The organism is Altererythrobacter chaiwopuensis, assembly GCF_054957755.1.
Genome location: NZ_JBTXJG010000003.1, coordinates 1 through 19274, shown reverse-complemented (window position 1 = coordinate 19274; position 19274 = coordinate 1). Strand labels below are relative to the sequence as shown.

Below are 19274 nucleotides of genomic sequence, written 5' to 3'. Positions count from 1 at the left end.
CCTTCCCATTTGACTCTATCTTCCTGCCACAGCAAAATATGTCAATCAATCATGATTGTTTTTTATTTGGCATCAATGGCATTGCTGTAACAGTCGGACAGGCTGGCACGGGAGAACGGCGAAAATGCACTTCAATTTCCGCAACTGGGATATTCACAATGGCGATTCCCACCCCTTCAATGCCGAGCGTCCGCGCCCGGACAATGGGACTTCGCGGCCTGATCCTTCGCGTTATTATGCGCGCGAGTTCTGGGACGCGGAATGGAAGCGGGTCTTCACCAGGACCTGGCTACTCGCGGGCGTCGAATGCGACATTCCGGATGAAGGCGACTGGCTGCGGTTCGACATCGGCACCGAATCCTTCGTCGTGGTCCGGCAGGATGACGGCAGCGTACGCGCGTTTTACAATGTCTGCCCGCACCGCGGCAGCCAGATAGCCCTCGATGATTTCGGTTCGGCGGACAAGTTCACCTGCCCGTTCCACAGCTGGAAGTTCGCGCTCGACGGGAAGAATATTTCCGTAACCGATGCTGAAACCTTCCATCCCGACGTACTTTGCCACGGCACCGACATGAAGCAAGTGCGCTGCGAAACGATGGCCGGACTGATCTTCATCTCGATGAATGACGATGTCATGCCGCTGGCGGAGTATCTCGGTGAAGTTGCGGATCATCTCGCCCTTTATGACATCGGCAAGATGCATGTCGTGCAGCACAAGCGATCGGACTGGGCTGCCAACTGGAAAGGCGGCGTTGACGCGTTCTACGAGATCTATCATCTCCACTCAGTCCATCCACAGACCCAGGCTGTGATGGATGATCGCACGCAGATCGATCTGTTTCCCAATGGCATGAGCCGCCAGTTCGTCCCCTTTGCTCAACCAAGCCCACGCTTTCCCGATCAGGAAACCGTGAATGCCGGGATCAAGATGATGCTGGCCGATGCAGGCATCGACCCTGACAGCTTCACCGGCACTGCACAGGAAAGCCGTGCCGCCATTCAGCAGGCCAAGCGCGAGCGTTCGGTCATGTACGGCCTCGGCTATGAAAAATTCAGTGACACACAGTTGAGCGATTCGACCATCTACGGATTGTTCCCCAACATCCAGATTGGCTGCCATCCCGAAGCGGTCTTCATTCACCGCTTCATGCCGCACCCGGCCGATCCCGAACAGTTCACTTACGAGACTATCATCCTGTTCAAGCCGGAAGACATTCCCGGCTATTCCACGCCAGCGTGGATGGGATTGGCCGAGGACGCCGATACCAGCGGAATGATCCGGCCTGATATCATCCACAGCAAGCTGGGCGAACCGCCTGAACTGGGCGAGGTTCTGGACCAGGACAGCGAACTCTTGCCGATCGTGCAGAAGGGTGCGCGCTCGCGCGGCTTCGCAGGACCGCTGTGGAGCGAACAGGAAGCCCGGCTGCGTCATTTCCATGTCGAGCTGGATCGCTACATCAACGGTGAGAAATAAAAGAGCAGGAGCCCCTGATGCCCACCACTTTCCTTTCCCGGTTCAATATCAAGCCGGGCATAGAGGCCGAATTCATCGAACTGATCGATGCGATGGAAGCCATTGCAGCTACCGAAGCGGATACGCTGCAATACAAGTTCTATCGGCTGGAAGATCCGGGCGCCTTCGCGGTCTTCGAAAGCTTTACCGACGAGTCGGCAGACCTTGCCCATCAGCAGAACCCGCAAAGCGCGCCGATCATCGCACGGATGATCGATTGCATTGATGGCACCTATCACCGGGAGTATCTTTACGATGTCAAAGCCTGAACGCGGCGGAGCCCCGGGTAAGTCGTTTATCGCAACGCTGCACACGAAGCCCGAAAAGCGCGCGGAATTCATCGCGCTCCAGACCGAACTAAAGGCGCTGGTTCACGAACTTGAACCAGATGCATGGGTGTACGAGATCATGCAGTCGGAAGAGGACGAAGATCTCTTTTATTGCATTGCCACGTTCAAGGACGAAGCTGCCTTCGAGCACCACATGCAAATTGATTTCCACGACCGGCTGGTGCCGCCGATCCTCGATTGCCTGGCGCAAGAAATGCAGCTGACGTACCTACGCTCGCACTCGTGAGCGAAGCCGGTCTTGCCCGGCGGCGCATGAACAATGCTGGCGACGGCTGTACCGCAGACGCTGGAGACACCAATGACCAAGGCTTTCCTGCCTGAGAAGCCCGGGTTCTCAACTCGGGAAATCAGCCTTGAACTCCATCAAAGAAGTCCGACATGATTGTTCATGGCCGGATGCTGAAGCCATTGTCGACGAGATATTCGCCTCCCGTCAAGAAGCGCGCGTCGTCGCTACAAAGATAGACGATGAGGTTCGCGACGTCGCTTGGCGCACCTGTCGCCCCGGCGGGCAAGACACCTTCGGGAATGGCGTGCTCTTCCCCTGCGCGACCCTCTGCGCTCTGGATCATCGGCGTCTCGATCGATGACGGGTGCAGCGTGTTGCAGCGCACCTTGTAGCCCTGGTCCTGGCAATGCACTGCAATCGACTTGCTCATCGAGCGCACTGCGCCCTTGGCTGCGGAATAGGCGAAAAACGGAGCATAACCGAAATGGCTGGCGGTCGAAGACATGTTGATGATCGAACCGTTATCCGACTTCGCCAGAAGCGGCAGACCAAGCTTGCAGCCCAGGAAAACGCCCTTGCACATGATGTCCATGACGCGGTCGAACTGCGCGACCGTGGTCGCTTCCGGGTCCGCGACCAAGACAATCCCCGCATTGTTGACGAGGATATCAAGGCGACCGTGGTCACTTGCGATCCGGTCATAGACCGCCTGCCAGTCTGCTTCGGATGCGACATCATGCCTTAGCGCAACAGCAGCACCGCCGATCTGCGCGGCCACCGCAGCAGCAGCATCCGCATTCACATCCGTCACATAAACTATCGCGCCTTCCTCCGCGAGACGCAAGCAGTCGGCCTTGCCAAGCCCCGAACCACCCCCTGTGACGAGCGCGGTCTTGCCTTCCAGTTTGCCCATGACGATAGCTCTCCAACTGATTCGTTTGACTAGTCCTTTTTGCACAAGATATGTCATCATTAAAAACAGGCACGCCTGCTTATTTTGTATGAGGCCCCGAATATGCCACGCAGTTCGTCAACGCAGCGCAACAAGGAGAGGGGTCCAGCCAGTGCCCAGCCAATCATCGAACCGACCGCCCAGGCGATCAAGAGCGCAAAGACCCGTGCCCGCCTGATCGAGGCGACCATCCGCTGCCTAGTGAAATACGGCTATTCCAACACCACGACGCCCAAGGTCGCAGACGATGCCGGACTGTCGCGTGGCGCCATGCTGCACCATTTTGAGACCAGGCGGCAACTGCTCCAGGCGACTTTGATAGAGCTGCATCACAAGCAATTGCGCGCCTTCCGACGTTCAGCAGGCACGCTGGATCATGATGCGCGCACTCTCCTCCATGCCTATTGGGGCCAACTGACCCGGCCGAATTTCATCGCTTTCCAGGAACTCGCGATTGCTTCGCGCACAGACAAGGAGCTCGCTGTAACGCTCGAACCCGTCCGGCTCGAATTCCGAGAGCGTTGGCACGACCTGGCCATCGAACTATTTCCGGAATGGCGTGACGATCCCCAGGCATTCGAGGTTGCTCTGGCGCTGACGCAAAGCACGCTCGAAGGCATGGCGATCAACCGGCTGACCCATGGCATCAATGAGGATACGGTCAAACTGGTGATCGATCACCTCGAAAAGGTCATCCTCGACCTGCGACCCGTCCGCAAATAAGACGGTTCCGCGTTTAACGGACATTCAGGCCCAGCTCTTTCAATGCAGCAGGAAAAGATTTGAGCCCCTCGGTCACGATCTCGACTGGGCTTCCATGGCGTTTCAGTGTCTTCTAGAAGAAAGCCATTGCAGCTGATTTATGGCACTTTTTCTTCGCGTAGCTTTCCAGGATTTCACCCTCATGATCGACAGGGCGCCAGAGGTAATGTGTCTCGCCGTTGATCTTGACGAAGCACTCGTCGAGATATCAACGCCACTGGGAGTAGCCCTTGATGCGACTGATGCGCTGTCGCCTGATATCGGTCGCGAACATAGGGCCGAAGCGATTCCACTCCGGCAAGCAGTCTCGCCGACCACCCGCCATTGCTTTGACAAAGCCGCACGGCCACAATCGTGCCTCGATCAGTGGATACCGCAAAATCACAAGTCGAAGGAGAGGAGAAAATCATGCCTCGCGTACATGTTCCCGAAGAGCACGCGCACGACCCCTTGGCCTATGTTTGGGCCGAATACACGCCCGAAATCGGCACGGCGGCGGCGGGCTATTCGCTGGCGGTTTACGAGAATTCACAGCTTTCCATGCGCGAAATGGAAGCAGCCCGTATGCGCACCGCATTGATCAACGGTTGCAATCTGTGTCGTGAAATGCGGGCGGCGCGCGATCTGCCCGGCCATATCGAGCGCAGCGGTGGCAGCGTCGAGAAGGCCGCGAAGGCGCGCGACAACACTCCGCCGGACGAACGCTTCTACACGGAGGTGCTGAACTGGCGTACCTCGGATGCCTATAGCGAGCGCGAGCGGCTGGCGATCGAATATGCCGAACGGCTCGGTGAAACACCGCAATCGATGGACGATGACGAGGATTTCTGGGAACGGATGCACGCCCATTTTAGCGATCGCGAGATTGTCGACCTGACCTTCTCGATCGGCTCTTGGATGGCGCTGGGACGCTTTACCCACGTTCTTGCGCTCGATGGTGTCTGTATGCCGACCATGACGCAAAGCTGACCCGACCAGCGATCGGAATCTAATTCATCCGGCTTTCGGTGCTGTTAGTCCAACGCGAATTCAGCTCGGCGGCCCACTTCACATAGATCGCTTTATCATTCTTCAAGTCGGACTCCGCCAAGCTTTTCTAACGCTTTTGCCCCAATAAATGTCGCACCTTGCGCTTCGAGCGCAGCGAGGATTTGCTTTCTTGCATAATCGCTCACCGGTTCGCCGCGCTCACAGCGACGTAGTGTCGAGACGCTGATACTTGCGGCTGATGCTAGCTCTTCCTGGGTGAGATCAAGCAGGGCTCGGGCATCGCGGCACGCTGACGCCGATAACGCCTGTGGCTCAATGGTCATGGTGTGCCCCCGGTTTCAGATCCCGACCCTATCTGATTTCGACTCCGAAAAAGCGCAAGAGTGCACAGTTCCCAAATGACGCGCCTATTACTCCAATCCCTAGCCTTTCCAGCACATTCCATTGGACTTGGCGCACGAAGCAAGCATTGCTGTCGCTGTTGAATCGCGGTCCTGACGGCCGTCGCAGCCCCACCGCTTGATGCGCATCGGGGCCTTGGGTGGTGGGAGCAGCAATCACGCTGCTCCGGAACAAGGAACACCGCCATGACTACGAAGGCAAAGAGCAATCCCAAGGGACCGGCGACCGCCGAGGCTTCACCTGCAACCACAACCTCAGTCCCTCGCCCCGCCAGCAAGATCGACCAGGTCACTGCCATGCTCGAACGCAAGCAAGGCGCGACGCTGGCCGAGATGACCGATGCCACGGGCTGGCAACCACATTCCGCACGCGCTGTCCTGACGGGCCTGAGGAAGAAGGGCCACACGATCGTGAAGTCAAAGCGCGATGACGTCACCTGCTACCGGATCGCGGAAGCGGATTGATGACGCAACGAGGCAAATGCGATCTCGAGCATGAACTGGCTGCGCTGGAGGCGATGCCTCTGGCGCAGCTGCGCGCGCGATGGTCCAGTCTCACCGGTCGGCCAGTCCCGCGTGTAAGCGCCGCACTGCTGCGCCTGGCGCTGGCATGGGAGGTGCAGGCCGCGGCACATGGAGGCCTGTCACGACAGGTGCAGCAGACACTCGATCAGCTCGCAGCGGGCAAGACCAAGACCCGCAGGCACGAGCCCGGCATGCGATTGATGCGCGAATGGAATGGCGTGCTGCATGTGGTCACTATCGGAGATGATGGTGCGATCTGCTGGAACGAGAAGACATGGAACTCGCTAAGCAGCCTCGCCCGGGCAATCACCGGCACACGCTGGTCGGGCCCTGCCTTCTTCGGGCTGAAGCAGACGAAAAGGGCAGCATGAGCAAGATCATCCGCTGCGCAATCTACACCCGCAAGTCATCGGAGGAGGGGCTTGAGCAGGACTTCAACTCGCTTGATGCCCAGCGCGAAGCCTGCGGCGCCTATGTGCTGAGCCAGGCATCGGAAGGCTGGAAGCTCCTCCCCGATTTCTATGACGACGGCGGGCTTTCGGGCGGTACGCTCGAGCGCCCTGCCCTCCAGCGCCTCTTGGCCGATGTGAAGGAAGGCAGGATCGACATCATCGTCGTCTACAAGGTCGACCGGTTGACGCGGTCGCTGCTCGACTTTGCCAAGCTGGTCGAGACCTTCGACGATGCAGGGGTCAGCTTTGTCTCGGTCACCCAGTCGTTCAACACCACCACCAGCATGGGACGGCTGACCTTGAACATGCTGCTGAGCTTCGCGCAATTCGAGCGCGAAGTCACTGCCGAGCGTATTCGCGACAAAATTGCCGCCTCCAAGGCCAAGGGCATGTGGATGGGAGGGATTCCGCCGCTGGGCTATGAGCCTGATGGGCGTAGCCTCAGGATTGTCGAGGAGCACGCCGTCCTCGTCCGCGATATCTTCGCGCGCTATCGCCGGCTGGGCAATGTCAGGCTGGTGGCAGAAGAGCTGGCGCGCGAAGGGATCAAAACACCGCGGCGCCAGACTGCCAATGGCAAGAGCTATGGCAGCTGCGCCTTCACCCGCGGCAAGCTCTATCATCTCCTGAGGAATCCGATCTATGCCGGCGACATCGCGCACAAGGGCAAGGTCTATCCCGGCAATCATCCTGCCATCATACCGCGCGAGGAATGGGATGAAGTCCAGCAGCAGCTGACGGAGAATGTCCGCGGCACGCGCACGGCGCGCGAGGTCAGCACTGCCCTCCTCGCCGGAAAGCTGTTCGATCAATCCGGCGAGACGCTAATCCCGGTTCACACCAGCAAGCCCTGCACCGGCGGAGGGACAACTACCCGCAGGCGGTATCGTTACTATGTCTCAAAGTCCGCGCATCACGACGCCGGAAGCTCGCCGCGCGACAGCATGCGCATCCCGGCCAGGGAAATCGAGCAGGCAGTCGCAAGCGAACTGGTGGAAGTACTCGCTGACCCGCTCGCCCTCGCCCGGCACCTGAAGATCGATATCTCACCCGCCCAGTTCGCCAAGGCAACCAACACGCTCGAGCAATTACGCACCGAACTTGGTCGACTCCGTCGCTCTTCGATCAAGTCCCTCATCGATCACGTGGTCATCCATCCCGATCGGCTCGAGCTTGTCATCTCGGCCCAGGCGCTCGCTGACATGCTCGAGCTGAACCTTGGCTCCGATGCGCCATCGACGATCCGGCACATGGCGAACATACGGCTGACCCGCTCGGGGCAATCGCTCAGGCTGGTCGACGACAGCGGAATCCCGGCCGGATCGCGCGGCCCAGACCCGACGCTCCTGAGGCTGCTTGCCCAGGCGCATCAATGGTGGGGCATTCTCTCGCGCGGCGAAATCGACGCCACCCGGCTTGCCAACCAGGAAGGCGTCAGTGTGTCCTGGATTACCCGCGTGGCTCGGCTCGCCTTCCTCTCGCCGCAAGTGGTCGAGGCGATCCTGGCAGGCAAAACGCCCGCTGCGCTTGATGCCAAGGCGCTGCTGGCAACCGGTGCGATTGCGCCCCACTGGAGCGAGCAAACACGCAGGATGCTCGCTCAGAAGTAGCACCGGCATCCATGTTACGGCGCAATCGCGGTCACGCGATTTTAACGACACCCCTTCTCAGCTTCGTCACAATGACAACCTAGGCAGATATCGCGACCCGAAGGGCTCGGACATTCCGATCCCTCTCCTGATGCCCCGCCGCCTCCAAGGCGTGCGGGGCCTTTCTTTGGCCGGACCTGGGCCGGTAGCGGAATGTCTGATTTTGGCTGGCAAAAGGTGGCGTGTTGCCGCTCGACAAACGCCCTAGTTGCCGATCATTTGCTGTTAGCTTGTCGTGCCCACTGAGACTGCGCGAATGAGACGCTGGACAATCAGCGTCCGAATTGCCCAAGACTAGTCATCCAATCAGCATTGGTGTAAGCTTCCGATGGTTGGGTAGGAGGGGTTTCACATGCAAATAGGAAAGTTGTTCGCTTTAGCAGCTGGAACATTCGCGATTTCATCAACAGCCTTATTGGCGCAGGCGGACGTCAGGGACGCACCCCCGCGAGCTGAGGTAATCGCAGGCCAGTTTATATGCGTCTTTAGCCCGCACTATGCTGTCCCAGGCAGCAGTGTCGGTGCCGAAGCCCGGTTGGTCGCACGTGATGCGGGCGGTCAGGTCGGCAGGGTTTTTTCCAATACTATTCGCGGATTCGTTGTTCGGGCATCGGAACAAGCAGTCAGGAGCATGCTCTCCCAGAACCCTAGCCTTGCCTATTGCGAACCCGATCAGGTCATGCGGGTTGAACCTTTGGCTCCACCGCCTGGAAAGGGACCTGGCGGCGGGGGCGACACCACGTCCCCGCAATCCACCCCCTGGGGCATTACGCGCGTTGGTGGCGCTGGCACCGGTACAAGCGGGTTGGCTTGGGTGATCGATTCTGGCATCGACCTCGACCATCCAGACCTCAACGTAGATCGCACCTTGAGCAAGGATTTCACCAATAGCCGCAAAGGGGCCGACGATGAGAACGGCCATGGCACCCATGTCGCGGGCACGATCGCTGCGATCGACAATGATTTAGGGGTGGTTGGCGTCGCGGCTGGGGCCCCAGTTGTGGCGGTGCGCGTTCTCGATCGGCGCGGAAGCGGCTCATATTCAGGCGTCATTGCAGGCGTGGATTATGTGGCAGCAAACGGATCGGTCGGCGATGTTGCCAACATGAGTTTGGGCGGGCCGTTCTCGCAAGCACTCAATGATGCTGTGATTGCCGCAGCGAACTCGGGCATCAAGTTCACCCTGGCAGCCGGCAATAGTGGCGACGATGCGAATAATTATTCACCCGCCAGTGCAAACGGCAATAACATCTACACCGTTTCTGCCTTCTCCGAAGGCGACAACTGGGCTTCATTTTCCAACTACGGCAATCCGCCTGTCGACTTTGCCGAGCCCGGTGTTTCGATCAAGTCTACTTGGAAGGACGGTTCCTACAATACGATTAGCGGAACCTCGATGGCAGCACCGCACCTCGCAGGTGTTTTACTGCATGGGGCGCCGAACTCTAACGGGACCGTCAAGGGCGATCCAGACGGAAACCCCGATCCGATCGGCGTGCGTTAGCGCCCGGTACGGCGATTTTCGCATCTAGATCCTAGAACAAATAAGCAGCGCGCATGTGTGCGCTGCTTATTTGGGTTCGTCGCTTCAGCGAATGCAAATCTATCGCGGGCAGCAGCCCGGTCGATCCGAATATCTCAGCTGCCGAGCTTGAGGCTGAGCAATACGCCAACCCCCCAATCCGCGGCACTTTCTGAAAGGCCCGCTGTTCCGTAGGTTGTCAGGTTCAACCGATCGCTTGCTGGAATGACCAGACCACCAAAGAGACTGTGTGTGTCCTCGATCGTGCTCGAACTGGCCTCGACATAATCATAGCTGGCGATGCCGACCAAATTGCCGGGAAATAGCACGATGGCCCCTGCCGAACCGTAAATTCCGTTCTGAAGATCAATTCCCTCGGGATCACCCAGAACTCGATATCCAATCTCGCCAAATGGTTGCACAACGCCCTGCGTCGCAGCCAGCTCAATGCCGCCAGCAAAGTCTACTTCTCCGGTAGAAAGTCCCTTTGATCTGCTCCCGGCGGGCACCTTGACCCGGCCATTCGCTGCCAGTTTTGCGCCACCAAGATCGATCAGATCCAAACTTGCGCGGATGTTGACATCGCCAATACCGCTGCGTTTGGCTTCAATGAGATCGGGATCGATGATGATCGGCCCTTCCCCACCACCGATCACGGATGTCGAACCGTCGATTTCGAGATAGGGCACGGTGACAGTCAGCGAGAATCCGTCAAAACTCGTACGCACTGAAAACGGCACCACCAGGATGGTGGTGTCTATACCCGTGCCAAATTCACCTTCGCTATAGTCCACGCCGGTAGAAACTGTAACCTCTTGCGCTATAGCCGGAGCCGAAGCCAGGCACACCGGAGCCACAGCGGCGATTGCCAGAAGTTTCCTCATAACTCTCCCCAAATTTTTGTGGCGCGAGCCAATACAACTCGCGCCCTTGCAATCCAATCAAGTGTTCAACCGCCCGTTCAACCCGGTCGACCGGGACGCGGAATGTTGCGGGCATTGTCACGCGCACTCTGCGCTGCTTCACGAGCATTTGCCGCATTTTGCCTTGCGGCATCGGCCGTTTCGCGCGCGGCCGACGCAGCTGAAGCCGCACTCAGGCGCGCTTCATCGGCGCGGGCTCGGCCATCGGCAGCTGCCGCAGCAGCATCCGCAACGGCATCGCGCGCCTCGTCGGCGGCAGGTGTATTCGCGAGCACTGCATCAGCAACACTGCCAGGTTCGCCGTCTTCCGATTGCGCAGCTTCCTGCGCTGCCGCACTTACAGTCTCGCCAATTCCTTCAGATTCCTCATCTTCCGAAATTTCTTCGGCATCAGCATCGCCATCGTCTTGGCCGCGGCGCTGTGCGGCAAGGGCTTGCGCCTGCTCACTGACATATTCGCCGATGCCGCCATTCTGCGCATTTTCCTGCGCATAGGCACTTACCATTGCTCCGAACTCGTCCTGCGCTTCGGCTTCTTCAGGAGCGTCCTGTGCGAGCGCAAAACTGCTGGTTCCAAGCAAAAGCGCACTGCCTGTGATCTTGAGAAGCTTCATCTCTATCTCCATTTTTTTTGACAAACACATTGGTAAGACGATCACTGACCCGGTTTTAATCCCCAAACGCTGAAAATTACCTGCAGGCGCCACACACCAATCCGTGGCCAAAAATTGAGTCGTTCCCAGGTTCGCCAAGGTCGGCGGCTTCCTCTATCAGCGCCGCGACAGCATCTGGCAGATCATGCAACAGCCACAGCCTGCCCGCCACCAGCGGTACAGCGTAGGAGGTCCCTCGCACACGAACCATTTCACCCGTCGCTGAAGCTCCGAAAATATCCGCGCCAGGCGCAGCAAAGTCGACATGAGGGCCTCGGCCAGCTTCGACGAGTGCTCGGTTGCGCCGATCAACCCCGGTCACCCCGATGACCGAGGGGTATGCGGCGGGATACATAGGCGGAGCTGCCGCACCAGCATTCCCGACTGCTGCGACAATCAGGATCCCCTGTTCCTGCACGCTCCGCACTGCGCGCTCGACAATGGGATTGGCAGGCCCAACCAGTCCGACAATAATGACTGGCACCCGCTGCGTTGCCATCCATCCAAGCGCGCGTGCCAGTGCGACGGCACTGCCACCGCGGGGATCGATTCCGTAAATGTCGGCGACCAGTAGTGGAGCTCCGGGAGCAGCGCTTTTGATCTTTCCTGTGCCAGTTGCAAGCGAAGCAAGCGCTGTGGCGTGGGAATCAGATACCGGGGCTCCGCGAGCGAAACCCCTCTGCATCAAGCGAGAATTGAAAGGGGTTTTGGCAACGCCTCCGTCAATCAGGCCGATGCCAGCTTGCGCGATGGGCAATGAAGGTGCGAGCGGAGCAGGCGAACGCTCGGACAATGTCGTGCTGCTTTGTAAATGAATGTGGTTGGCGGTGAATTGCGTATCGGCACTGATCCGGCGAAGCACATCAAGTGCCTGTTCAATCGTCTGGCCCTTTGGCACCTGCAAGGTAGCGAGGCGTAGCTCGATTCCCTCTATGATTTCTTCCGAAGTGAGCGTGAATCCGGCTCGGAGTATCGCATTGAGCACATTGTCACCTGGATCGACCGCAACGATCTCCCCGCGCACTGCCGCTACGCCGCCTACGAGCTCAATGGCATCGGGATTGGCTTGGGCCAGCGCTTCGTATCGCTTGCCATTCAAGTCTGGGCTGTGATCCGCATTTCTAGCGGAATTCGCAATGTCCAAAGCATCGCTTGCTGCTTGATTGGCCCTGCCCGATGCACCCGAAGCTCGCTCAAGCGCATTGCTCGCACTTTCTATTGCGCTGCTTGCACGATCCTGCGCACTTGCGGCCCGTTCCGCCGCCGCAACGACGCGTGCCTGTGCAGCATTCGCCCGGTCGATTGCATCGGTCGCACGATGCTGAGCCTGAGTAGCTGCATCAACGCCGCGTTGGGCCTGGCTCTGAGCCGCCGCCATTTCGCTTGCCGAACTGACCGAAAGGGCAGCTACGATCAGGCTAAGCGCGCAAATGCGAAACCAGCTCCGAGAAAAAATTGTGAGGGTCATTGCACGAAATCGGAGCCCCATTCTGCATCACGAGCTTTGCGTTCCTGCTCTGCGTCCATTGGCTCTCCGACAATCATTTCTTGTACATGATTCATTACTATAGCTGCCGAACTGTTCGCCTGACGATACTGGCCGGTTTGGCCATCCTTGCCTGGAATGAAAAGCAAATTCTGCCACTCATAATTGGCATAGCAAGCCAACCCCGAACCATCTGCCGTCTGGTAGGTTCGGCAGATCTGCCCATCAGCACGTGCGAATGTAATGCCGATCTGAACCTCGGCGTCTGGCCCCTGGGTTGATGCCAGCTGAGCCTCAAGCGCCATGGCCACCCTGGGATCTGGTGCTGAGGTAGCACCAATTTCTGCTTTGTCAGAGCCTGTAAGTGCGAATCCCAGAGATATGCCAATGACGAGGGATGCCGTAAGAGGCGCGGCAAGGCTCCAGCCCCACCTGCCGATATCAAACCACGACCTCACTGAAACTGCGGACTTTCCGATACCCTCGACAATCGGGCTTAACAGGCGCGCGGGTACAGGCTCATCCAGGACAGGAGCATAAAACTGCCCCACTTTGCGCCTGAGGGTAAGCTCGTCCTTCACCAGCTTTTGCAAGTGGACGTTGCCCAGAAGCGCTGCTTCGATCTCTTTCTGCTGTTTAACAGTCAGATCGCCATCAAGATAAGCCATCAATTGTGCTTCAGTGATCATGACTCCTCCAATTCTGCTATCAGGCGGCTTCTTGCCCGCGACAGTCTCGAGGTGAGAGTTCCTATGGGGATATCGAGCATGGCAGCCGCTTCTCGATAGGCAAAGCCTTCCACCCAAACGAGAGCGGCTGCCTCGCGTTGCTCTAGCGGAAGCGCCTGAAGTAACTGATGCACAGTCACTGCGCTTTCCGGATCATCCCAAGTCGAAGAGTTCGAGACCAGGGCTACGCTCGCGTCATCGATCGATACAAAATGGGAATTAATGCGCTGACCTTTGCGCACTTCGTCCAGCCAGTGATTGCGCGCAATCATGAAGATCCACCTTCTCAGCCGACCATCCGACCGTTTCTGTATTCGATGCTTGAGCGCTTTTTCGATGGCTGCCTGGCAGAGATCGTCTGCCTCAACGGCATTTCCCGTAAGCGATCGAGCAAACCGACGCAGACGTGGGATCAAATCCACCAGATCCTTTTCGAACTGGTCCAACATCAAATCCTGTGCGACTGCAAATGTAAGACGATCCTAAACACAAAATTAATCCCGCGAACTGCAGAAATCGATTTTTGGCTGTCCGCATGGCATGACATCTGCGATCCTCTTGGAGCTGTGGCGAGCTCACTGACGCTCTCTTTCGAATTCGGCTGGTAAGGGCCTCAGATTTCCATAAATACCAACAAGGGGCGCCAACCGATCAAAAGCTGGCGCCCAGTATGGGTCAAATCTCCGTCTTCTCGGCTAGTGTGAGCGCGTCCTCAATGTCCACGCCAAGATAACGGACTGTGTTCTCGATCTTGGAGTGGCCAAGCAGTATTTGGATCGCCCGTATGTTTCCGGTGGCTTTGTAGATGATCGACGCTTTCGTGCGACGAAGCGAATGGGTTCCGTACTCGTCGGTGCGGAGCCCAATTCCTTCTACCCACTCATCAACCAGCCGAGCATATTGGCGCGTGCTGAGATGCCGCGTGTGATCGACGCGGCTTGGAAAAACATAGTCATCCACGGAGCCACCTCGACGTTCAAGCCAAGCTAACAGACTTGCTCTGGCGTCCAATGCTATTTCAAATTGAACTGGGCGCCCGGTTTTACGTTGGGTGATTGTGGCCCGTGTCCTGATTTCTGGCCCACTGACCAAGTCTCCGATCTTGAGCGCGACGAGGTCACAGCCTCTCAACTTGCTGTCGATTGCCAAATCGAAAAGGGCTCGATCCCGAATGCGTTTCTCGCGATCTAGGAAGAACCGGATCGCCCAGATCTGTTTCTGATTGAACGGGCGTTTGGGTCCGATCTTGGCGCCAAAGTTCCACGGCACACGGTTGTGCCCCACTGGGTCATATTGTGAGTATGTCATCTTCATTCTCCTTGGCCGGAATGGCCGCAGAGAAGGTCCGCTTTCGGGAACTAAGAAATCGGAAGCCTACGTCTTGGATTGGGGCGCAAAGTGGACCTTCAATCCTTCACTTCCCACCACTCGGGCCATGTGACCTTGTGCGGGGTGCGGGTGTTGGTGAACACCTCGCGCTGCTCATCGAATGTAAGCTTGCGCTCACCCATCCTTGCTAGTGCTGCCTCGACGATCCAGGGATTGATCTCCCTGCGCACGCGCTTCTCGTCGCGGGGGTATCTCTTGAACGCCAGGCCCAAGGTGTCCAGTATCACCCCGACGCTCATGCCGATGATCGAGATAGTTAAATTAAACGGTTTAGCTTCATCGGCGCCTCTCGCAGCCCGCGCAGCTTCGATAGCGTCAAGCGATGCGCGCGCCGCGGCGCTGTCACCAACGAGGCCTTTCTGCGTCAGCTGCAGCAGGAAGGCCTCGGCGGCGGTAACCCGCCGCTCACGGCCGTCTTCCCTGATCGTTACCATCTGGCCGAGCACGGCGTCGTAGGGGATTTCTCGATGCCGGTTCTTCGGCCGTCCACGTGGATTGCCGGACTGGCCCTTGCGGAACCGGGACGAGCTAGGCGGATTGGCATAGCCGATCGGCTCCTCGCAGCTCATACGGTCCACCCGCGCGGCCAGCGCAGCTTATCCGCATCGAGGGTGTAGAGCTTGATGTCCTGCTCTTGCCTCTCGCTAAACTTCTTTCGGCCCGGCCTGCTGAGCGCAGCCTGTGCCGCCCAGGTCGATACGCAAAGCCGGGTGTCGTCGCCTTCACCGCTCCACTTGGGGTCAGCTTCGATAATCCCGAGGAGCTTGAGTGCTCCATAGGCATTGTCGGCATCGTACTCAGTGACCATCTTTACCGGCTGTAGCCGCGGCGGGTTATTGCGGGCAAGCGCTGCCTCGCGCTTCTCGATCATCTTGAGAACCTTGCGGATCGCCATGCGGCTACCCTTGAGTGCGTCCTGGTAGGTCTGGAGCTGCAGCGCTTCCTCGATGGTAAGTTCGCGCTCGACGCCGCCCTGTTTGACGGTCAGGCGCTTGTCGAGGATGATGTCAAAGGCCGATATATTGGGCCGGCGCGCCTTCGGCCGCCCCCTTGGATTGCCGGACTGGCCCGGCTTGAAGCGCGTGTCGCTGCTCATGCCGCATTTCCTCCCGCTTCGCGATGGAGCAGCCTGGGTTCCTTGCCGGTGATCTCGGACCAGCGGGTCATGGCAAGATCGACATAGGCGGGATCGATGTCGAGGCCGCGGAACCTGCGACCGACGCGCTCGGCAGCGATGAGGCTGGTGCCTGAACCAAGGAAGGTGTCGAGCACCAGTTCTCCCTGGCGGGTCACGTCACGAAAAGCGTCCGCGACCATGGCAACCGGCTTGACCGTCGGGTGCAGCGCAAGGTCCTCGCGGCGTGACCCGCGCATCGAGTTGACGCTGGGATAGTCCCACACATTGGTGCGGTTGCGGCCGTGCTTTCCCAGTTCGACATTGTTGGTGTGTGGGGTGTCGCCGACCCGGTAGACGAACACCATCTCGTGCTTCGAACGATAGAGCGAGCCCATTCCGGCATTGCTCTTGTTCCAAACGCAGATGTTGAGCAGCTCGGAGTAGACATCGCTGACCGACGCCGTGACATCGTCCATGTGGCGCCAGTCCATGCAGATGAAGTGCACCGCACCTGAGCGCGAGACAGACGCACAGGCGCCCAGCGTATCGGCAAGGAAAGTGCGGAACTCAGCTTCGCTCATCTCGCCCGAAGCCATGGCGAACTCGCGGTGACGACCCTTGGCATTGGCATGGCCGTTGATCTTCACATTGTACGGGGGATCAAGAAAGGCACAGTCGATCCGGGCATCTTCGCCAACCAGCCTCTGAAGGAAGGCGCTGTCCCTGCCGTCACCGCAGGCAACACGGTGTTCACCCAGTTGCCAGATATCGCCGGACCGAACCCGAACATTCTCAGGAACTGGAGGAATGACCTCGTCATCAGGATCGGGGATGTCGGAGAGAACCACATCGATCTCGCCCGGGCTAAAGCCGGTCAGGCCCAGATCAATATCGATCTCGGGCAATGAGAGCTCGGCCAGCTCGAGCTTGAGGATCTCGAGATCCCACCCGGCATTAAGCGCGATCTTGTTGTCAGCGAGCCTGAGCGCCTTCTTCTCGGCTTCGCTGAGACCGTCGAGTTCGATGACTGGAACTTCCGTGAGGCCCAGTTCCCTGGCCGCCTTGAGCCTACCGTGTCCGGCGATGATGATCCCGCCGGGATCAACAAGCACCGGGTTGGTAAAGCCGAAGGCGCGGATCGAAGCGACGATCTGCGCGATCTGCCGTTTGGGATGCGTCCGGGCGTTGCGGGGGTCGGGAACAAGGCTTGCCGGGTCACGGTAGGTGACCTCAAGCCGGCGATCGGCAGGAGAGGCTGCCGCATGCATCGGTTTGTTCATGCCTATATTCTATGCGAACAAGACGTGAACAGGAAGACCGCAAGAACCGTTTTCCCCAATCGATGAGCAAGCCGCGGGACCTCGCGGTTTCGACTGGACTTCACTGTCAAGTCGAGCATTGCTGTTTGTGCGCCCGGCTTGTTCGGGCTTGTCCCGGTGACGGCGGCTATTCTGGTCGCCGCATCAGCGGAGACGAACCATGACCGACACGACGACCAAATCGGCAAGCAAGCTCGACCAGCTCGAAGCGCTGCTCCTGCGCAAGGACGGCGCCAGCATTGCCGAGATGACCGAGGCCACCGGATGGCAGACGCACTCGGTGCGCGGCGCCATGGCCGGAGCACTGAAGAAACGCGGGCTCATCATAACATCGGAGAAGATCGATGGGGTGCGCCGCTACCGCGCAGGCAAATCGGCATGACTGCCGATGTCGAGGAACTGGTTGCAGCCATAAGCGAGATGGAGCTCCATCAGCTGCGCGCATTATGGAGGCGGCGCTTTGGCGCCCCTCCGCAGCTGCGCTCGCTGCCGCTCATGCGGCTGCAACTCGCCTGGCGCGTGCAGGCCGAAGCCTTCGGCGGTCTCGAAGCGGAGACCAGGAAGGCACTTGCCCGCAGCGGATCGGTCGAACCTGAAGGCAAGGAACTCGGAATCGGTGCACGCCTCACTCGCAACTGGAAAGGCAGGCAGATCGAAGTCACGGTCGAGGAGCATGGCTTTCGCTGGGAGGGCCAGCTCTATCCCTCGCTCTCGGCCGCTGCCCGCGCGATCACCGGTATCCGCTGGAACGGTCCGCGCTACTTTGGCCTCAGGCAATAGTAATGGGCACGGTCAAAACGGATACCATCCGCTGCGCGGTCTATACCCGCAAGTCTTCCGAAGAAGGGCTCGCGCAGGATTTCAACTCGCTTGATGCCCAGCGCGTTGCCGCTGAGGCCTATATCATGAGCCAGGCCGGCGAAGGCTGGACACTCATCCCTGAGCACTACGACGATGGCGGTTTCTCAGGCGGCAATATGGAACGCCCCGGCCTCAAGTGCCTGCTGGCTGATATCGAAGCGGGACTGATCGATGTGGTCGTGGTCTACAAGATCGACCGGCTGACCCGTTCGCTCACTGACTTTGCCCGGATCGTCGAGATCTTCGAGAAGTCGAACGTCAGCTTCGTCTCGGTCACCCAGTCGTTCAATACGACGAGTTCGATGGGAAGGCTGATGCTCAACGTGCTCCTTTCCTTTGCCCAGTTCGAACGCGAAGTCACCGGCGAGCGGATCCGCGACAAGATCGCAGCGTCCAAGGCCCGCGGCATGTGGATGGGCGGGCTGCCGCCATTGGGCTATAATATCCCCGAGCCGGGATCGCGAACGCTGCGTCTGATCGAAGAAGAAGCCGAGCGTGTGCGGCATATTTACCATCGCTATCTAGCGCTGGGCTCGGTCTATACCTTGCAGCGCGAGCTCGAGGCCGATGGCATCACCTCCAAGCGGCATGTGACACAGAAGGGCAAGGTACTGGGCGGCGCGCACTTCAGCCGCGGCGCGCTGTTCCATCTCCTGCGCAACAAGACCTATCTCGGCCTCATCACTCACAAGGGCGAGACCCACCAGGGCGAGCACGACGCGATCATCGACGCAGGCCTGTTCGACCAGGTCCAGCAGCAGCTCGATGCGAACTCGCGGCGGCGTGCAGCAGGGATCAAGCGCACGGTTGCCAAGGCCCCGCTCACCGGCAAGCTCATCGATGCGGCTGGAGAAATCATGACACCTGCCTTTGCCCGCAACCGCCATGGCAAGCTCTACCGCTACTACGTCTCGGCCCCGCTCCAGCAGGGCCAGAGCGTTCTCGATGACGACATCGTCCGGCGCCTGCCCGGTCCCAGGCTTGATGCCATTATCAGCGAGCTGCTCACTCGCTGGCTGCCAAGGAGCGATGATCCCTTGGCTGACCTTGAGGAAGTTCGGCTCACCGCGCACGGATTACTTGTCTCCCTTGGCGGCGACCACTCGATCGCGCTCGCCCATGCGTTGGAAGAAGGCGAGCGCATGGTCTCGGCCGGCAGGCAGCGCACCGTCATCGAGGTCGAGCTTGCCTTGCCGCTCACCGGCGGCAAGCGCCATATCATACTCGGCAGGCGCAATCCCCGTCAACGCGACCGAACACTGATCGCTGCCCTGCGGCGCGCGCATGGCATGGCCTCAAGGGAACGCGGCATGCCGCTGGTCGAGACAGCACCATCTTCGCCATACGACAACCGGTGCTGTCATCTGTGGATGGCCCCTGCGCAAGGGTTAAATTGATTTGATGGTTGGACCTGTCAGGGTGCGGTCATCTGTCCGGCCTGTTTGCGCGG

General features: G+C 59.0%; 23 protein-coding genes and 1 pseudogene. 12 read left to right on the top strand and 12 right to left on the bottom strand.

Annotated elements, in window-relative coordinates; translation table 11 throughout:
- Window positions 1–124: 124 nt before the first annotated feature.
- Genes ACX2DJ_RS12740 through ACX2DJ_RS12730 form a run of 3 tightly spaced genes read left to right on the top strand, consistent with a single transcriptional unit; the run spans window position 125 to window position 2092 of the window.
- A complete protein-coding gene (locus ACX2DJ_RS12740) occupies window positions 125–1477 on the top strand; it encodes an aromatic ring-hydroxylating oxygenase subunit alpha (RefSeq protein WP_462573115.1) in 1353 nt (450 codons plus the stop codon).
- Between the two features lie 17 nt (window positions 1478–1494).
- Window positions 1495–1785, top strand: coding sequence for a putative quinol monooxygenase (locus ACX2DJ_RS12735; protein WP_462573114.1), 291 nt, complete (start codon window positions 1495–1497; stop codon window positions 1783–1785).
- Window positions 1772–2092, top strand: a complete 321-nt coding sequence (locus ACX2DJ_RS12730; protein WP_462573113.1) for a putative quinol monooxygenase — start codon at window positions 1772–1774, stop codon at window positions 2090–2092. The genes ACX2DJ_RS12735 and ACX2DJ_RS12730 overlap by 14 nt, the downstream gene beginning before the upstream one ends.
- A 160-nt stretch (window positions 2093–2252) precedes the next feature.
- Here ACX2DJ_RS12730 and ACX2DJ_RS12725 read toward each other — a convergent pair whose 3' ends face one another.
- Window positions 2253–3008, bottom strand: coding sequence for an SDR family oxidoreductase (locus ACX2DJ_RS12725; RefSeq protein ID WP_462573112.1), 756 nt, complete (start codon window positions 3006–3008; stop codon window positions 2253–2255).
- 102 nt (window positions 3009–3110) lie between these two features.
- Between ACX2DJ_RS12725 and ACX2DJ_RS12720 the strand changes: the two genes are divergently transcribed.
- Complete coding sequence (locus ACX2DJ_RS12720) at window positions 3111–3770, top strand: TetR/AcrR family transcriptional regulator (RefSeq protein ID WP_462573111.1); 660 nt, start codon at window positions 3111–3113, stop codon at window positions 3768–3770.
- 112 nt (window positions 3771–3882) lie between these two features.
- On the opposite strand, the pseudogene ACX2DJ_RS12715 reads toward ACX2DJ_RS12720, so the two are convergent.
- Window positions 3883–4002 (bottom strand): annotated as a pseudogene (locus tag ACX2DJ_RS12715) (DDE-type integrase/transposase/recombinase); the annotation flags it as partial.
- A 215-nt stretch (window positions 4003–4217) separates the two neighbouring features.
- Between ACX2DJ_RS12715 and ACX2DJ_RS12710 the strand changes: the two are divergent.
- On the top strand, window positions 4218–4778 hold the full coding sequence (locus tag ACX2DJ_RS12710; RefSeq protein ID WP_462573110.1) for a carboxymuconolactone decarboxylase family protein: 561 nt from the start codon (window positions 4218–4220) through the stop codon (window positions 4776–4778).
- Window positions 4779–4873: 95 nt separating this feature from the next.
- Here the strand turns inward: ACX2DJ_RS12710 and ACX2DJ_RS12705 are convergent, their stop codons facing one another.
- The gene (locus tag ACX2DJ_RS12705; protein ID WP_462573109.1) at window positions 4874–5122 is read right to left on the bottom strand and encodes a helix-turn-helix domain-containing protein; all 249 of its coding nucleotides are present in this window, start codon (window positions 5120–5122) and stop codon (window positions 4874–4876) included.
- Between the two features lie 264 nt (window positions 5123–5386).
- On the opposite strand from ACX2DJ_RS12705, the gene ACX2DJ_RS12700 reads away from it, so the two are divergent.
- The 4 genes from ACX2DJ_RS12700 (at window position 5387) to ACX2DJ_RS12685 (ending at window position 9330) form a co-directional block, all read left to right on the top strand.
- Complete coding sequence (locus ACX2DJ_RS12700) at window positions 5387–5665, top strand: DUF3489 domain-containing protein (protein WP_462573108.1); 279 nt, start codon at window positions 5387–5389, stop codon at window positions 5663–5665.
- On the top strand, window positions 5665–6096 hold the full coding sequence (locus tag ACX2DJ_RS12695; RefSeq protein ID WP_462573107.1) for a DUF2924 domain-containing protein: 432 nt from the start codon (window positions 5665–5667) through the stop codon (window positions 6094–6096). The genes ACX2DJ_RS12700 and ACX2DJ_RS12695 overlap by 1 nt, the downstream gene beginning before the upstream one ends.
- Complete coding sequence (locus tag ACX2DJ_RS12690; protein ID WP_462573106.1) at window positions 6093–7787, top strand: recombinase family protein; 1695 nt, start codon at window positions 6093–6095, stop codon at window positions 7785–7787. The genes ACX2DJ_RS12695 and ACX2DJ_RS12690 overlap by 4 nt, the downstream gene beginning before the upstream one ends.
- 391 nt (window positions 7788–8178) lie before the next feature.
- A complete protein-coding gene (locus ACX2DJ_RS12685; protein WP_462573105.1) occupies window positions 8179–9330 on the top strand; it encodes a S8 family serine peptidase in 1152 nt (383 codons plus the stop codon).
- Window positions 9331–9464: 134 nt separating this feature from the next.
- Here ACX2DJ_RS12685 and ACX2DJ_RS12680 read toward each other — a convergent pair whose 3' ends face one another.
- The 9 genes from ACX2DJ_RS12680 to ACX2DJ_RS12640 all read right to left on the bottom strand — a co-directional run bounded on the left by ACX2DJ_RS12680 (window position 9465) and on the right by ACX2DJ_RS12640 (window position 16924).
- Window positions 9465–10142, bottom strand: coding sequence for a transporter (locus ACX2DJ_RS12680; protein WP_462573104.1), 678 nt, complete (start codon window positions 10140–10142; stop codon window positions 9465–9467).
- A gap of 167 nt (window positions 10143–10309) precedes the next feature.
- Window positions 10310–11023, bottom strand: coding sequence for a hypothetical protein (locus ACX2DJ_RS12675; protein ID WP_462573103.1), 714 nt, complete (start codon window positions 11021–11023; stop codon window positions 10310–10312).
- On the bottom strand, window positions 10962–12023 hold the full coding sequence (locus ACX2DJ_RS12670; protein ID WP_462573102.1) for a S8 family serine peptidase: 1062 nt from the start codon (window positions 12021–12023) through the stop codon (window positions 10962–10964). Before ACX2DJ_RS12670 ends, ACX2DJ_RS12675 begins: the two co-directional genes overlap by 62 nt.
- A 365-nt stretch (window positions 12024–12388) precedes the next feature.
- Window positions 12389–13099 carry an anti-sigma factor family protein gene (locus ACX2DJ_RS12665; RefSeq protein WP_462573101.1) on the bottom strand — a complete coding sequence of 237 codons (711 nt, stop codon included), beginning with the start codon at window positions 13097–13099 and terminating at the stop codon, window positions 12389–12391.
- Window positions 13096–13587: a sigma-70 family RNA polymerase sigma factor gene (locus ACX2DJ_RS12660; protein ID WP_462573100.1), complete on the bottom strand. Its 492-nt coding sequence runs from the start codon at window positions 13585–13587 to the stop codon at window positions 13096–13098. The genes ACX2DJ_RS12665 and ACX2DJ_RS12660 overlap by 4 nt, the downstream gene beginning before the upstream one ends.
- Before the next feature lie 226 nt (window positions 13588–13813).
- On the bottom strand, window positions 13814–14446 hold the full coding sequence (locus ACX2DJ_RS12655) for a tyrosine-type recombinase/integrase (protein ID WP_462573155.1): 633 nt from the start codon (window positions 14444–14446) through the stop codon (window positions 13814–13816).
- Between the two features lie 98 nt (window positions 14447–14544).
- On the bottom strand, window positions 14545–15096 hold the full coding sequence (locus ACX2DJ_RS12650) for a DUF5681 domain-containing protein (RefSeq protein WP_462573099.1): 552 nt from the start codon (window positions 15094–15096) through the stop codon (window positions 14545–14547).
- Window positions 15093–15623, bottom strand: coding sequence for a DUF5681 domain-containing protein (locus ACX2DJ_RS12645; protein WP_462573098.1), 531 nt, complete (start codon window positions 15621–15623; stop codon window positions 15093–15095). The genes ACX2DJ_RS12650 and ACX2DJ_RS12645 overlap by 4 nt, the downstream gene beginning before the upstream one ends.
- Entirely contained in the window at window positions 15620–16924 is a 1305-nt protein-coding gene (locus ACX2DJ_RS12640; protein ID WP_462573097.1) for a site-specific DNA-methyltransferase, read from the bottom strand. The genes ACX2DJ_RS12645 and ACX2DJ_RS12640 overlap by 4 nt, the downstream gene beginning before the upstream one ends.
- 199 nt (window positions 16925–17123) lie before the next feature.
- On the opposite strand from ACX2DJ_RS12640, the gene ACX2DJ_RS12635 reads away from it, so the two are divergent.
- The 3 genes from ACX2DJ_RS12635 to ACX2DJ_RS12625 are packed head-to-tail and all read left to right on the top strand — an operon-like array spanning window position 17124 to window position 19221.
- The gene (locus ACX2DJ_RS12635) at window positions 17124–17345 is read left to right on the top strand and encodes a DUF3489 domain-containing protein (protein WP_462573096.1); all 222 of its coding nucleotides are present in this window, start codon (window positions 17124–17126) and stop codon (window positions 17343–17345) included.
- On the top strand, window positions 17342–17743 hold the full coding sequence (locus ACX2DJ_RS12630) for a DUF2924 domain-containing protein (protein ID WP_462573095.1): 402 nt from the start codon (window positions 17342–17344) through the stop codon (window positions 17741–17743). Before ACX2DJ_RS12635 ends, ACX2DJ_RS12630 begins: the two co-directional genes overlap by 4 nt.
- A gap of 2 nt (window positions 17744–17745) precedes the next feature.
- A complete protein-coding gene (locus ACX2DJ_RS12625) occupies window positions 17746–19221 on the top strand; it encodes a recombinase family protein (protein ID WP_462573094.1) in 1476 nt (491 codons plus the stop codon).
- Window positions 19222–19274 lie beyond the last annotated feature (53 nt).